Source organism: Thalassoglobus neptunius (assembly GCF_007859735.1).
Taxonomy (GTDB): Bacteria; Planctomycetota; Planctomycetia; order Planctomycetales; family Planctomycetaceae; genus Thalassoglobus; species Thalassoglobus neptunius.
Window position 1 is genome coordinate 1 of sequence record NZ_SIHI01000037.1, and the last position, 15,197, is coordinate 15,197.

The window sequence follows — 15,197 nt, forward strand, 5'->3', positions numbered from 1 at the left end:
GTTCAAACAAATGGTGAAAACCAAAAGTCTGAACACCTGACAACAAGTGATCATCTGGGCGCTACGCTTTTATTCCGTCACACCCTCTCCGTCGAGCGCTACGTTTTCTGACCGATGTCTACACCCGATAGACCTTGTGAAAAGTAATCCGTTCACTGGCCGCTCCAGCTGGATCACTCACGCTAAACTCGAATGTCAACGTCTGCTGTTCCCCCGCTGGAGACGTACTCTCAACACCTCCCCCCGGCTGAAACGTGAGGAACTCGTAGAGTTGGTGAGGATCAGATGGAGCAATCGAATACCCGACAAGTTGCGTCCATTTCGCGGTAAAGCTCAACGTGACCGACTCATCGTCACCATTGCGAGTGTGCCCCGCCGCGATCGAGCCTCGATCCTTGACTTCAATCGTGTTTCGACGTTCAGTCCAGGTCAGATCCCCTTCATCCAGCAAGACCGTAATCGACCCGGCGGCACCGTTGTCACGAATGATCAACTCCCCATCACGGAGATTGCGTGTAATATTCGAAACTGCAATAACAACCTCAAATTAATTAACTTGTAAAACGACACGCCATGAACCCAACGACCAACGTCGAATCCCAGCAATCGCAAACGCGAAATTTTAAACCTGCCGACTCAAAGCCAGACAACTTTGATTCTAGGTAGAACAACCGGAATCATGCGGGAGCAGAAGCACTATGTAGATGGTCCAAAGCAACTGCGCCGACGGTCAGCAAAAGATGCTGAGATGATTGCGGTTGTCCGACTGACTCCGGACGAGACAAGTCCTTTAGATCTGGTTCATACATCCTCAGAGTCCCAATCGGTTGTTCATCGACGACGGAAGTGACTGTCAACACTTTCGATCCGAGCGTCTGCCCAGCTGAATCGGCGAGTTCATAAATGGCCTGCGGATCAGAGGATTGCGAGAAGAGATGGACATCAATAGAAAGCTGGAATGCCTTAGGGCTGGTCCACCGTTGGAGTGGTTCCTGAATTCGCGTCACCCAGAACTCCCCCCACATCGATTCCGCAGAGACATCGTGAACTGTTCCCGGAAACACCGTCGCAATGTCAGCAGGTCCGTTGAGTGCCCAGTAGCGTTGAAGCGCAGACACAATTTCGATGGATGTCATGAACTATCTCTTAACTAAATCCATTTAACTTGCAGATCCAACGAACAAGAACCCGCTTTCACGCAAAGATACAACGCCAGCCGAGTGAATAAGAACTCGCTTTGCAACATTCCACTCACGCGAATCTCGACGCTAAAGCCACCGGCCAGAAAGAATTAAACTGCATGAACTTGTTTAACGCAGTCGGAAGAGCGAGGCGATTCGACCACTGATCCTGGAGATCGACTTACGAACCATTGCCACCGGGGCTGTTTTCGAAGTTCCGTATTCCAGATAGACGACATAGGGAACCGAGTTCGTCATCGAAACCATTGTCGCTTGGGAAGAGTGCTCAACATCGAAAGTTCCTTCACTTCCACCGCCAGCTGTTCCGCCCCCGGCATCACCTGCAGCTCCCGGTGCAACCCAACCCGCCCGGCTTCGCCCCGTCATGACTGGGTTGAGCGACCGCGTTTCCTGAATCACCGACGAAACGAGGCGTTCGACAAACTCTCTTCGCGCAACGGAAATTCCGTCGTCTTTCAACTTTCTCAGCGATTCACCCACTGATCCGCTCGGTTGAAATTCGATCTTCATTGATCCCTCATTCACTTCGAGTTTTCGTCGAACCGGTCGACACCATTCTGAGAATGCAAACGCTTGCGCTCTCACCAAAGGTCAAGCACTGGAATGACACTGCCAGTGCGGTAATTTATGCCGTTCGCGATTCACACTGCAGTACCACGGTCCCCGTGACAAAAGAAGAATCGACGGAAGCAATTCGATAGTCTTTTTCCTGAATCGTGATTTCAGCTGTCAACAAGTTCCAGTCTTCTGGAAGCTCTTCGTTTCGCACAAGGAATGACCGAGACGTCGACTTTTTCAGCCCCACCGTTCCCTGATCTCGTCGAACAATATCGGGGCCAGGAATGACATGGACGGTGACCGATTCAGCAAGAAGCTCAAGGCTTCCATTGACCGGGTCGAAAGTTTGAACACGCTGCTGCAAAACAGCAGGTGTGCTCCAATCAAGAAAAATTTGCTGGGAATCAGCATTGAGAATTTCGTTCATGTCGAGCCAGCCTTCTCAAGAAATTGTGTCAAAGCGGTCACAGCAACTCATCAAAGCCATCCCGCCTCGGAGTGAGTGCCACCGAAGTCGCGTTCCCGACATTCACCGAGTGCAACAAACAAGTGAGTGAGTGAAGATCCCCCAGCCAGGCAGCTAGTGAAGAAAACGCTCGACAACTTCAGTAGTAATCACGCCCAGCAGGAAAGTCGCTGCGATCAACACTGGACTCAGGTGGTGCTTCCAGCGTTCGACTCGCCTCAGTCGCACCTCATGGTCAGTTCGATCCTCGATCAATCCTGACATCGTGACCCGCAACCCTTCCAGGTGGACATTGATTTCGCAAAGCGACTCCATAATTCGGTCAAGGGTCTCATCCGTCATCAACGGTTCTTTCATGCTGAATCCAATTGTTCGTCGCTGCTCTGTTGAGTCCATTTTCATGGTTGCTCCGCCCTCGCCTCATTGAATGAAGACTGCAATCGCTCAAGCGAATCGCCGCGATCTCGAGACAAAGATGTTTACGAAGTGACCGAAAGACTGCGTACAGGCAGGCATTCAGATGTCTCGTTCACTTCAAGCTAAACTCAAAAGATCACTATTCCAAACTGGCTTGCGAAATTTGAAACGATGGAATCTCATTCAGCAGACTTTGATAGTACTGACGTGCGGTCAACAGCGCCTGAAGATTGGCAGCCCGATTGGTCGTGACCCCGCTGTCGCCCGCAACGGAATAGTTGATCGCGGCGAGTTTCCCGTCTCGGACCAGATTCGTAATGTCGAGATCGATTTGATTGAGAATGCCACGAATCTGAACAGGAGTCAGTTCATCTCCCGAAACATGTTCAAGATCGGAAAGGTCGGACATCGTGAGGCTCGCATCTAAAGCTTGTTTCAAGGACGTCTCGTGAAGACACATTCACCGAGACACGCAAAGAGATTTCAGGCATGCGATGAAACGCGTTCCGGCCTGTATCAAGAAACCATCAAACTGATTTATGTCCGAGCATGTTCTTCCATGGTTCGAACCGCATTAAAAGCCAACAGCTGAACTTGCTGTTCGTAAGGGAGTTGATCGAATTCCTTGACCGACATGGAAAAACGCTCACACGTGCGAAGAATCCAGAAGTGCACATTTCTCGGAAGATGAAGCGATTCACTCAACTGGAACCGTTCGCGATCGACTCCGAAAAATTTGCCTGCTCACGCACCAGATCCTGATTCAGAAGATTGCCGATCCGACAGATTTCATCGCAGATGGCGACCAAATCTCCGGTAGTGAGCCCAGCTGCCTCAAACTCTTCAAAGACCGCGTCAGCAAATTGAGCCCAACCTTCCGGCGTCTCTCCATTGAGCTTTGTTTCAAACTCAATGTGTGGATCACTCTGCAATGACTCGACGATCGCCAGAACTGCAACTCGTTGGTGATAAAGTTCAGTCTGTTCGATGAACTTCGAATCCGTCACGTCAGATTGAGTCAGAGCTTGACCATTCTGGTCACGGAGAGGCTTACCCGACGAGTCACGAAGAATTTTCGCGGGAGGAACCGGCGGAAAAATGCCTCGCTGGCGGAGTTGTCTCTGAAACCCAAGAGGAAGCGGCTTCATCTGCAAGGTGAGTGGGGAACGTTGAAAACGTTGAAAACGTTGAAGGGTGAATGAATGCAATGGTTGTTGTTCAAGATTCAATCCGTTGAATTTCATATCGACCTGTACGTTTTTATGTCGGTGAGCGTCCAGTTACCCCATCCGACACGGTTGCACACAGTCAGCAAATTCATGCCTCAGGCGAATGACTCCATGTCAGTCCGAATCACCCCAAAGCACATTGCACTGGTCGAGAAATGCTGTCAGCAATCGAAAACAGAAACGCCCCTGACAGTGATCAGTTTCCACATTTCATGTGTATCAATGCGACTGCGTCGGCTGTCGCTTCAACCAGGAAGAAAGTGCGAGAAACAGAATCCCGCATGCGAGATAGCCGATCGCAATATCGTTGGCCCGATAGAAGCTGGCTCCATCAACTGGTGCCACGAACCGGAAGAGAAAATCGAATGCCATCCCATGATGAACCTGGTAGGCATGCATCGCACCAAGCCACGTCAAAAACGAAGCAACCAACATCCAAATCCCAGCGGCAACAAACTTTCGATCAATGAGACAGGCGCAGGTCGCTGACAGGATCATACATGTGAAGATATACCCTCTCTCCATCAGCAAAAGACCATGAACCAGGAAGCCATTCACTTCTGCCGTGGGATGACCGACATCGATCACCGTTCGTGTTGGAACTTCAACACTCACTTCACTGACAATCTGATCGACATCTTCGACCGGCTCAACGACATTGGCAGGATCTGTTTCAATCACAGATTCAGCGACTTCCGAGGTCTCAGTCGTGGCGTCCTCCATCTTAGCAGCAGGAGACGGCGGACTGATGATTTCGGCAAGCGAGCGGCCATTCGAAACGAGTACGGTTCCCATCATGACCGTGGCTCCCCACGCAGCGATGGCCGGAAAAAGTCCGATCGCAACTGCTGGAGCATGACCCTCAGGGACGGCACGAAACGCTTGAGCCGTAATAATAATTCCGATCCACAAGACGATCGCAGCCCCCGCTTCCAGGGGAATAATCGCCGCACAGAGACCAACCAGTCCACTCAGACAGAATGCGACAATCACAATTCCGTTGAGTGTTGAATAACCCGCCCGGGCTCCCAGTTCTTTCCATCCCGGATGGCCGATGTAAATCGTCGTAGGAAAGCAACTGCCGAACAAGGCTGCGATGATCGTCCCTACTCCATTGGCAACCATACTCGGAGCTGTCGGGTATGAGTCCCCCGCCGCTTCTGCGGATTCAATATTCTGAAGGCTCCCAATGACGTTGAAGAGCCCCATCGGAATAATCACAGAAAGAAATGGCAACCACTGAGTGTAGTCGAAGAGGATCGGACGAATTTCTTCCCAGACCCAGGTGGGCAGCATCAAACCGACCTGTTTCGAAGCGATAGCGACTGATTCAGGATTCCCTGCCCCGTAGGTCACCCACTCTGGCAGCCCGCTGACAGACCCTTTCACCACCGTCAGCAGCCAGGCCGATGCGGTTCCAATGAGCACGGCGAGAAAACCACTCGGCAGCCCAAGCGGAAGGCGAATCTGCGAAAACAAACCGATGAGCACAATTGCAAGCGGAAGCATCGCAACGAACGGTTTGTTGAAAATCTGCAGTGCAAACGTCATCGAGATGAACCCGAGAGCGATCCCTGCCAGCGTCGACAACAATGCTGCCCGCGGAGTGCACTTTCTGAGACTCCCAGCGACGAACGCACCGAGAAGTTCGATCACTCCACTTCCCAGGCACGCGATTAATCCCATCTTCCAGGCGAGCGTGGCATCGCCGGTCTCGTCATAGACCGGTTTAATCACAAAGAAGACGAAGACAATCAGCGAGGGTGTATTAATCCCGTATGGCAGCGCCGTTACATCGTCTCGACCAGTTTTCTTGGCCAGTCGATGAGCTTGCCACGCGTAAAAGACGTTCCCCAGCAGAATGCTGACTGCCGCACCTGGAAGAATGAGTTGGTACAGCAGCGCACTCTTATCACCAGTCATCCCGCAAAGCGCGGTGCAGAACGAAATGATGATCAATAGCTGGACGAGGTTATCAACGAATAGCCCGAAGAAACCATCGAGATCGCGTTTGACGAAGTATTTCATGTGCTATGAAAGGTTCGTTTCTGGTGTCGCTGATTCGTCGAGCTTACCCTCAGCGACCTCTTCCTCTGTTCGCACCTTGTCGTGGAACAACAAGACAAACAGAACCATAATCACGGCTGCGAAAATTGCAGGCTTTGCCCACAACGGTTTCCATTCAATCGCCTGCAGTTCCTGTTTTCTCAAGGCTGCCTTCTCGTCCTGGAGAGTTGCGATTTCATCTTCTGGGGCACCTTGATCTTCCGCTGTCTCGATTTCATCCCCTTTGGCAACGACCAGTTTTTTCAACTCCTGTGACTCTTTGGTGGTGTGCTGACCTTCAATCACGCCGGCCGTTTGGGCACCAATCAACATTCCAACCCCAAGAGTCAACATCACCAGCAGCCCTTGAGCCTGAGCACGGATCGGCTGTGGAGCTTTTCGGTCGGTATAAATCTGTCCGGTGACGAAGAAGAAGTCGTAGCAAATCCCGTGAAGGACGATCCCGATCAGAATCATCCAGTGAACCTCAGTCGGTGCTCCCAAAGCAAACAATGCATAGCGAGCGACCCACGCCAGCATTCCGAATGCGAGCATCCACTTGACGCCAAGCCGAACGAAGAAGAACGGCATCACGAGCATGAAGAAGATTTCGGAGACCTGTCCAAGAGCCATTGTCGCACCGATCACATCGCCCATCTGCATCATGTTCTGGATGGTCTGAATGAATCCGAACTGGCTGAAATCGACCATCTCCACAACCCGACTTGCGATCTGGTAGTAGAACGCGAGCGGAATACAGATCAGCATCGATGAAACCACGAAGATGAGATAGTTGCGGTCCTTCAAAAGGACGAGTGCATCCAGGCCAAAGATCTCTCGCAGCGTCGGAGTCCCCTTGGTCTCGGGAGGAGTGTTCGGAAGAATGAAACTGAAGAGTCCGAGAATCGCAGCTGCTCCCGCTGCAAGATAGAACATGTCGATTTGTGTTCCCCAACCCTGAACGCTCAACAGAAAACCGGCGGCGATCCAGCCAATTGTTCCGAACACGCGGATATAGGGAAACTCCCTCTCCGGATCGGTCATATTACGCATCGCAACTGTGTTCGACAGCGCAAGCGTCGGATAGTAAGCGAGCATGTGACCGAAGAAGAGGAAGTTAATAATCCCGGGAGAGGGATCTTCCACGATCATCTGTGTCGTCGCGAAATACATGAGTGCTGCCCCGGTGAGATGCATCACCCCCAGCACTTTCTGAGCAGAGAAGAACCGATCCGCCACCATACCGACCAGAAGCGGAGTAATAATTCCCGCGATCGGCCCAACGGAATAAGTCCATCCAAAGTCGGTGGAATCAAATCCGATCGTTCCCAGATAGTTTGGAGCCGTCACATACCACGCTCCCCAAACGAAAAACTGGAGAAACATCATGATCGAGAGACGGACGAAGTTGAAGCTGTTCATAGATGTCAATTTCTGGCTGGATTCCGCAATCTAAGATTTTTCGTCTCAACCACACGTCATTCCGCGGGAGACGCTTTCTTCATCAATGTTCCCATGACTGCGGCAACAACAAATCCACCGAGTGCGATGAATCCGATCGTGGGGTACTTACTTGCGTAAATACTATAAAGGCTGCCGAAGGTTGCGAGTCCCGCAGCGATGAGCATTAAGACATTCCACCGAATTCTGGCCAATCCTTTCGGAATATCTTCTCCAAGCAGACTTCGTGAGTTCATCATGAAGAAGAAGGTCCAATAGGCAATCGGCAGGAGCACCATTCCGAACATTGACGTTGGAACGACAAGCCACACGGCTGCTTTACTCCAGAAGAATGGTCCCAGCGAGCCGACAAGCCCAGCTGCGAGTGCACCAAACCGGAATGTCCAGCCTTTCGGCTCGACACCAAAAATCTCACAAATCGCGAACCCATTGATCAGCATCAGAATAATGATCGTTGATATCGCCATGCCCAACACTCCGATCCCAAAGACCTTCTGAGCTGTCGTGGCTCCAACCAGTCCTTCCAGAGAATTGGCGAGATTAAAGGCATCCCGATTGACCAGTGCCGCTGCCATTTGAAGATCGGCGGTTGGCAGTTCCGCTCGAAGTTCGTCGAGGCGCTTGTTGATCTCAGCCTTTCGTTCGTCGTTTGTTGATTCTGCGGAAAGCTCTTTGAGCAGAGTTTTCACCTCGTCAGCATGTTCCCCTTGAGCCAGTCGCTGATCAAGAATGCCATTGAAGCCGCCCACAAGATTCGGCGCCGGAGCGGGTGCATCTTCAGTCGGACGATAGAGTTCAACCAGCCCACTCTCAGGTTTCGCATGAAACTGACTGGCCGATGCGATGACGACACAACCAGTGGCCAGCATAAACGGAATGAGAAGCCCCGTACTCAAATCGAAGATTGCGAGCCCCCGAAAATCGTGATCCCACCCGCGCTGAAGCATTGAATAAGGAAGAAGGAATGTCATGTTGATCCCGACTGCCGTCGCAGCTGCGGTGATCATGACTTGCTGCTGATTGCTGACGATTCGATTCGTCCAGAACTCGCGGAACTCTCCCGTCGCTGCGAGCATTGATTCAAAGCCAGGACTCGGTTGACTGAGCATTTTCACGTCCGGAACGAATCCAGAGAGAATGGTTCCCCAATCAAGAAGTCCTTCCAGTGACATCTTGATGACCACTCCGAAGAAACTGAGGACCACCACACCGACCAGACACTTCAGAAGAACTTCGAACAGCCGAATCCCCCATCCGCCTGAACCGTAAAACAGAACGACGATCGAAGCACTGACAAACAGAAAAGTCGCACAATACAGGTTGTTAGACAACTTTTCCCGATTGGTGATTGCTTCCACTTCTTTGGCATCGGTCGTTCCAGCATCGGAAATCTTGGCGTCGATTGCTTCTTTGCCCAGAACATGAGGCATCAGATTCTGCTGAATCGCTGCCGTTCCCAAAGTGTATTGCGGCATACACCAGACAAAGTTGGCCATCACTGTTGCGAGAATCCACCCCCATCCCAACACAGGACTGACGTGTTGATTGATCGATCGAAACGGCTTCTCTCCGGTGGACAGCGCAACGTAGCCAATCGCGCTCAGCATGATAATTCCGAGCGCCATCGCCAGCGGCTGAAGCCACATCAGGCTGTATCCGGCAAGGACGCCGAGATACAAACTTCCTCCCAGTGAACCACCACCAAGCGTGATCGCACTCTGCAGCCAACCGGGGCCGGAAAGCTTTGTAAAAGCCCAAAACAGAGGGCCAGTCCCCCTGGTTCGAGCCTCATTAATCATGGCCCGATCTTTTTCAACCTGAGGGACGCTATTGTCTGAGCCATCAACTGGAGCGGGATTCGTCATGAATCGTGTCTCGTCATCAAAGACAGGAAGGAAGGCAGATCGATTGATCAAAAGACACCGATCTACAGAGCGAACGGTCAACGTATCGGGCATTTCGACTGGACGCAAGCAATCGCGAAATCGGACTCACCGAAAAAGACGAATCTGTCCCCGGAAAGACGACTGACGTACATGGTGTTGTCTGAGCGATGACTGACGCTTGAAAAACCGCCAATGGCGAAACCTCAGGGAGCGCCATCGATCTTCAACATATCCCGCGTCGCATGGCAGGCAGGACTGTTCAACTCGAAGTTGCGACAAGCTTGAGGGCGGTATTCATAATGACGGCAAACCTTGCGGTCGACATCGAACCACATACAGAAATCCGGCGGAAGATAGAGCCGAAGGTCCCAGACTGCCAGAACTTCCTGCAAGAGATCGTCCGGAACGTCCTTCTTCACCGCCTCGTGAATCCCATCCTGCATGACAAATGGAGGAACAGGCACGACAGAACAACAGGCTCCGCAGTCATCACAACTCTCGACAATCGGCAGTTCAGACATCGACAAAAGATAAATCCACTTCTCTCAGCTACCTCATTCAACCATCGACGTCACCGGACACGTTCCTGCGAATTCCCAAAAACGACCGGCTCGCAGGGACGTCAATTTTCGTTCAGAATAGAGAGTCCTCATGAGGATTCAAATCGTGCAGACAGCCGACGAAGAATCTTGGTCTCGATTGGAGGTCATTTTGGGACCGGGGCGAGGATGTGTCGAAAGTCCGGTCTTCGAAGTTTCTCAAACCCGAAGCAGTGGCAGTCTGTTCGAATGGTCACTACTCTTCATGGAACAACTCGAACGATCGGAATGGTTCTTAGTCTCTCATGCTCGCGATTGAAGCAAACAATCTTTCTAAAACTTACCGCGTGTACCAAAAACACGAGGGAATTCTCGCCTCACTTCGAGGACTCTTCCACAGAGAATACAAAACCGTTCGCGCTGTTCGGGACGTCAGTTTTCAAATTGAAACCGGCGAAATGATTGCATTTCTCGGACCGAACGGGGCAGGAAAAACGACCACTCTGAAGCTGCTGTCCGGGCTGATCGTTCCTACATCCGGCGACGCACAGGTTTTGGGATTTACGCCGTGGGAACGCTCCAACACGTTTCGTCGTCGTTTTTCCCTCGTCATGGGACAAAAGAACCAACTCTGGTGGGATTTACCTGCTCAGGAATCCTTTCAGCTACACAAAGAAATTTACCGCATCGATCCGTCCGCTTTTCAGAACCGACTCTCTGAATTGACCGAACTTCTCGAAGTCCAGGATCTCGTCGGCCAGCCAGTCCGGGAACTTTCGCTTGGAGAGCGGATGCGAATGGAATTGATCGCCGCCCTGCTCCACAGCCCGGAAGTCCTCCTTCTCGACGAACCGACAATTGGCCTCGATGTGGTCTCGCAACGCAAAGTCCAGGAATTTCTCCGCTATTATCAGGCCGAACAGAAGATCACGGTCATCCTCACCAGCCATTACATGAAGGATGTCGAAGCCCTCTGTTCGCGGGCTGTGATCATCAACGACGGAGAAATCAAACACGACGGATCATTGGCCGGGATCATCGATCAGTTCAGCAAACACAAAATCATCCAGTTGCAATTTGCAGCTGGACAAGCCGCGTCGGACCTTGCGAGATTCGGAACTGTCCTCGAGCAAAATGGACCGCGAGTTCGAATTGAAGTCGACCGCCAGCGTGTCCCGACGGTCCTTTCAACTCTACTAACGGAATATCGAATCGAAGATGTCGGCGTCCAGGACCGACCGCTCGAGGAAGTCATCGCCGAAGTCTTCTCAGCCACCGATGCGAACGCTTCCGTTGGAGTCAGTCAAACCAGAGATCAAATGCCCTGATGTGATGACAGCGAGTCTCATGATGAAAATCCTACCAAATGCGTTCAGAGTCCTCCGTCACCGACGACTCTCTGCTGTAGCGGTTTTCATCTCATTTTTTCTGGTCACATCGAGTTGCCTGATCGCAGATGATTTTGATGACCCAGCTTGGGAAGTTTTGAGTGACGCTGCACAATTGCAGGAAGATGGAGAGCCCGAGCAATCAATTTCCCTGCTTGAATCGCTGCTCTCAACTCCGAATCTTGACCCTTCGATCGAACGGTCAACACGCTACTACTTGGTGACACTCTATTCGTCGACGGGAGATGATTCGCGTGCCCTGAAACAGATCGACCGACTTCTCAAACACGAAGAAGATACCGGGGTCAAGGTGTGGCTCCTTTTGGAGCAGGCGAAGTGTTACGAAAATCGTGGGGAGTTCGAACTCGCCGATCGGGCACGTGAACAAGTCGGCAAAATTCAGGATGGCTCAGCGCTGACAATTCAATTACTCCCCGAAACGAACTTCTTGTCGTTTCTCGGCGCAGGGACAATGGAATCGTGGGTTGAAGACCAGATGGAGAACAGGCTCACCTTCGGCCTCGCCCTCATGGGCGCATGCGTGCTCTGGTTCGCCGCTGTGTTCGGACTCAACACCTGGATTGGAAACCGGCAGCGGATCGAAGGCAAGGGCACCTGGAGAGAACTCCTCATTGCCGCATTCGGACTCGCTATTCTCCAAGTCTTGCCGTTTCTGGTGGGAATGGGGATTTTCTGGCAGTTCGGGAATGACATCAACTACCTGCGCGTACTCGGAACGACAGTCGTGTCGTCGATTCTGGCTGTCTTATGGTCGTCGCTATACCTTTTGCCTCCGACTCGATGGGTTGGATCCACGGAGGCGATGCCGATCATCGAAGACGCCGAATTTCAGCAGAGACTTAAAGAAATCAGTACCGATATGGAGATCGAAGCCCCGATCGCCCGTCTGATTCCGACACCGAACGGGAACCTCGCGTTTCAAGGGTTTGCAGGAGGGTTGCCGAAACCGTCACTCACGATCAGCGACGGAATTCTGATGCGTTTGTCAGGCGAAGAGAGAGACGCAATTGTTGCTCATGAACTCGGTCACATCGCCAGTGGCTCGCTTTGGTATTACCCCGCGACCGTTTGCTTGTGCTGGGCTCTCGCCGTGATCTCATCGACCTGGTGGGGATTTCTTTCGGCAATGCTTTTCATGATGGCGGTCTACATGGGCCTTGGAAGAGTCATCAGTCGCTACTTCGAATTCGACAGCGATCGCCGGGCTGCAAAAATCGTAGGGCCGGAAGCATCTATTTCCGCGCTCGACAAAATTCATCACGGATCGATGTTGAGAAACACGGGCTGGGCCTCGTTCCTCGCCTATTCAATGGCCACACATCCTTCACACGAAGAACGCCTGCAAGCGATCTCGAATGAAACGGAACTGGATGACCACCCGACTGTTTCATGGTCCGAACGGACAGCGAGGCTTCGACGAAACGGAGCCCGGATTGCATTCGCTTGTTGGATCGCTGTGATGGTGATCGTCACCATGCTCCCCCTGACTGGGATTGGCAGCATTGTGCGTGCAATGGTTCTCCTCGCCGTCGTGCTGACACCGATCATGACGCTGAATCTCGCCCTCCGTAAAGATGTCAAAGCGGAACACCGTCGAAAGCAGAATGTCCCCGGTCGGAAAGGGAAGTGGTCGGCTATTCAGCTGATTCTCATCTGCGCTCTGGGAGTTGGCGGCTTGATGCTCTTTCAAGAATCCTCTGACGATTTCAGTATCAGCCCGAACCTCATCATCTGTGCGATCGTCTTGTACTTCGGCTACCTGGCTTTCGCCACATGGAAAGGAAAGCGTTCGACCGCATCGAAAATTCGATTGGCAATGCACCAACGTCGCTGGGACGATGCCATCGCACTTGGGGAAAAATCCTCGAAAGCGATTCGTGATGATGCCGCGCTCCGGCACGACCTGATCCTCGCTCGCTGGATGTCCGGGGGGAAGGAAGAATCCATCTCAGAAATGTCAGAGCTTCGTTCCCAATTTCCCAAGTTTAAACATCCCTGGGTTACGCAATCGATGATGTATCTCGATCGCGGAGAATTCGACCGAGCATTGGAACTCCTCGATGAAGTTCGTGACGACCTGCGGAAAGATGTCTCACCGAAAGCAATTGCCGCGAGGTGTTATCGACTTCAAGGCAAGATTGAGCTGGTTGACAAAGCTGCCCGCCAGATTGAGCAATTGATGCCCGATTCGCCGTCGGTCTTCGCGCTCGACTGTGCCGTTGCAATTGATCGCGATGCCCCCGAACTCGCGAGAGAGAAATGGAAGGAAGCCAATCGACTGGCCCCCGGAGACGCGTTCTTAACGCTGCTTCAAGCGGAACTCGAATACCGATTCGGCGATCCGAAACTCGCCGCGGAAACTCTGGTCGAGGCGAAGAAACGGATCAATGCAGCGACGTACTCATTCCTCTCCGCCGAAACCCAGCACGTCGAAAAAATCGCTAAAGAGGTCGAAGAGAAACCTTCAACCTCTTTGGCTGATCCTGAAGAATCTGGAGAAGTCCTCACCTCGGATTCTGCGAACTGGTATGACGAGTCGCAGGAATCCGAATAAGGCTTTTGCTCTGATTTAGGCACTCAACGTCGCGACGACTTTCTGGGCTGCGTCCGTCAAATCAGTCGCAGTGATGATTTTCTTCCCGGAATCGGCAAGCATCTTTCGAGCGACTTCCACGTTCGTCCCTTCAAGCCGAACGACAAGCGGGACAGTGATTCCAATTTTGTCGTACGCGGCAAGAAGTGCTTCGACAATTGTGTCGCACTTCATGATTCCGCCGAAGATATTCACGAGAACAGCCTTCACGTTCTCGTCCGACAGAATGATGCGGAAGGCTTCAGTCACTTGATCGACGTTCGCTCCGCCACCGACATCCAGAAAGTTGGCGGGCTCTCCGCCGTGAAGCTTAATGAGGTCCATCGTGCTCATCGCGAGCCCTGCCCCATTGACCAGACAGCCAATGTTGCCTTCCAGCTTCACATAGCTCAGTCCGGCGTCTTGAGCTTTGACTTCATTCGGCTCTTCTTCGCTCAAATCACGCAACTCATCGAAGTTCTTGTGACGGAACATCGCGTTGTCGTCGAACGACACTTTCGCGTCCAACGCCAGAAGGTCTCCGCTTCCAGTGACAACGAGCGGATTAATTTCGACCATGCTGCAATCGTTGTCTGCAAAGAACTTGCAGAGTTTCGGGAAGAACGACATTGCCGACTTCTGAGCCGCTTTGTCGAGTTCGAGAGCGTAGGCGAGTTTCCGGACCTGAAACGCCTGCAATCCTTCTCCAGGATCGTATTCGATGCGAATAATCTTCTCCGGATGCTCTTCAGCCAACTCTTCGATCGCCATTCCACCTTCTGCTGAGGCAATGATGCAAGGCAATCCGGATTCGCGATCGACGACGATCCCAAAGTACAGCTCCCGGGCGATGTCGAGCCCCTGTTCAACGTACAGGGTGCTGACCTGCTTTCCTTCTTCTCCTGTCTGGATCGTCACGAGTGTCGATCCGAGCATTCGTTCCGCGTTGGCAATCGCTTCTTCCCGCGATTTGACCAACACCACACCAGCTTGCTCGGGATGTTCTTTGAATCGTCCCTTTCCGCGTCCCCCCGCATGAATTTGCGATTTCACAACAGCGACAGGAGTGCCCAGTTCATCGAACGCTTTTCCTGCATCCTGTGGCGATGTGACCACCACTCCTTGAGGAACCGGAACATTGGCGGTTGCAAAAAGCTGTTTGGCCTGGAACTCGTGAATCTTCATGGTTTCAATTTCCTTTACGCAGCCGAATCGTGCCGGTCCTGAAGTTGCCTCTGATTCGATGAAGACTTCAAAACAATATGACTTGAGGTGTTCGAATCGCCTCCAGTGTCTTCCCGAAAGAGGATTCCTGAACTCTCACGGACAAACATTGGAACGCCAGATCAAATCGTTCAGGCGAGTGCACAGAAAAGAGCAAACAGCTCTCGTCGACCCGTTTCTTCAGATCT

The 15,197-nt window shown here is 52.1% G+C and carries 14 protein-coding genes; 2 read left to right on the top strand and 12 right to left on the bottom strand.

Annotation, left to right across the window (positions count from 1 at the left end; genetic code table 11):
- Positions 1–118: 118 nt before the first annotated feature.
- The 11 genes from KOR42_RS21780 to KOR42_RS21830 form a co-directional block, all read right to left on the bottom strand.
- On the bottom strand, positions 119–493 hold the full coding sequence (locus KOR42_RS21780) for a hypothetical protein (protein ID WP_146511951.1): 375 nt from the start codon (positions 491–493) through the stop codon (positions 119–121).
- A 184-nt stretch (positions 494–677) separates the two neighbouring features.
- Positions 678–1,136, bottom strand: coding sequence for a hypothetical protein (locus tag KOR42_RS21785; RefSeq protein ID WP_146511952.1), 459 nt, complete (start codon positions 1,134–1,136; stop codon positions 678–680).
- A gap of 174 nt (positions 1,137–1,310) precedes the next feature.
- Positions 1,311–1,712 (bottom strand): hypothetical protein, encoded by a 402-nt coding sequence (locus KOR42_RS21790; protein ID WP_146511953.1) that lies wholly within the window; start codon positions 1,710–1,712, stop codon positions 1,311–1,313.
- A 115-nt stretch (positions 1,713–1,827) separates the two neighbouring features.
- On the bottom strand, positions 1,828–2,187 hold the full coding sequence (locus tag KOR42_RS21795) for a hypothetical protein (protein ID WP_146511954.1): 360 nt from the start codon (positions 2,185–2,187) through the stop codon (positions 1,828–1,830).
- 153 nt (positions 2,188–2,340) lie between these two features.
- Positions 2,341–2,628 carry a hypothetical protein gene (locus tag KOR42_RS21800; RefSeq protein ID WP_146511955.1) on the bottom strand — a complete coding sequence of 96 codons (288 nt, stop codon included), beginning with the start codon at positions 2,626–2,628 and terminating at the stop codon, positions 2,341–2,343.
- 154 nt (positions 2,629–2,782) lie between these two features.
- Positions 2,783–3,052, bottom strand: a complete 270-nt coding sequence (locus tag KOR42_RS21805; RefSeq protein WP_146511956.1) for a hypothetical protein — start codon at positions 3,050–3,052, stop codon at positions 2,783–2,785.
- A gap of 292 nt (positions 3,053–3,344) precedes the next feature.
- Positions 3,345–3,791, bottom strand: a complete 447-nt coding sequence (locus KOR42_RS21810) for a hypothetical protein (RefSeq protein ID WP_146511957.1) — start codon at positions 3,789–3,791, stop codon at positions 3,345–3,347.
- A gap of 300 nt (positions 3,792–4,091) precedes the next feature.
- Positions 4,092–5,900 (bottom strand): NCS2 family permease, encoded by a 1,809-nt coding sequence (locus tag KOR42_RS21815; protein WP_146511958.1) that lies wholly within the window; start codon positions 5,898–5,900, stop codon positions 4,092–4,094.
- 3 nt (positions 5,901–5,903) lie between these two features.
- Positions 5,904–7,340 carry an MFS transporter gene (locus KOR42_RS21820; RefSeq protein WP_146511959.1) on the bottom strand — a complete coding sequence of 479 codons (1,437 nt, stop codon included), beginning with the start codon at positions 7,338–7,340 and terminating at the stop codon, positions 5,904–5,906.
- Between the two features lie 56 nt (positions 7,341–7,396).
- Complete coding sequence (locus KOR42_RS21825; RefSeq protein ID WP_146511960.1) at positions 7,397–9,244, bottom strand: divalent metal cation transporter; 1,848 nt, start codon at positions 9,242–9,244, stop codon at positions 7,397–7,399.
- A gap of 224 nt (positions 9,245–9,468) precedes the next feature.
- A complete protein-coding gene (locus tag KOR42_RS21830; RefSeq protein WP_146511961.1) occupies positions 9,469–9,786 on the bottom strand; it encodes a YkgJ family cysteine cluster protein in 318 nt (105 codons plus the stop codon).
- A gap of 323 nt (positions 9,787–10,109) precedes the next feature.
- Between KOR42_RS21830 and KOR42_RS21835 the strand changes: the two genes are divergently transcribed.
- Entirely contained in the window at positions 10,110–11,132 is a 1,023-nt protein-coding gene (locus KOR42_RS21835) for an ABC transporter ATP-binding protein (protein ID WP_146511962.1), read from the top strand.
- A gap of 22 nt (positions 11,133–11,154) precedes the next feature.
- Positions 11,155–13,767 (top strand): M48 family metallopeptidase, encoded by a 2,613-nt coding sequence (locus KOR42_RS21840; RefSeq protein WP_197441437.1) that lies wholly within the window; start codon positions 11,155–11,157, stop codon positions 13,765–13,767.
- Positions 13,768–13,782: 15 nt separating this feature from the next.
- On the opposite strand, the gene sucC is transcribed toward KOR42_RS21840, so the two are convergent.
- Positions 13,783–14,970 (bottom strand): ADP-forming succinate--CoA ligase subunit beta, encoded by a 1,188-nt coding sequence (gene sucC / locus KOR42_RS21845; RefSeq protein WP_146511964.1) that lies wholly within the window; start codon positions 14,968–14,970, stop codon positions 13,783–13,785.
- Positions 14,971–15,197: the final 227 nt, after the last annotated feature.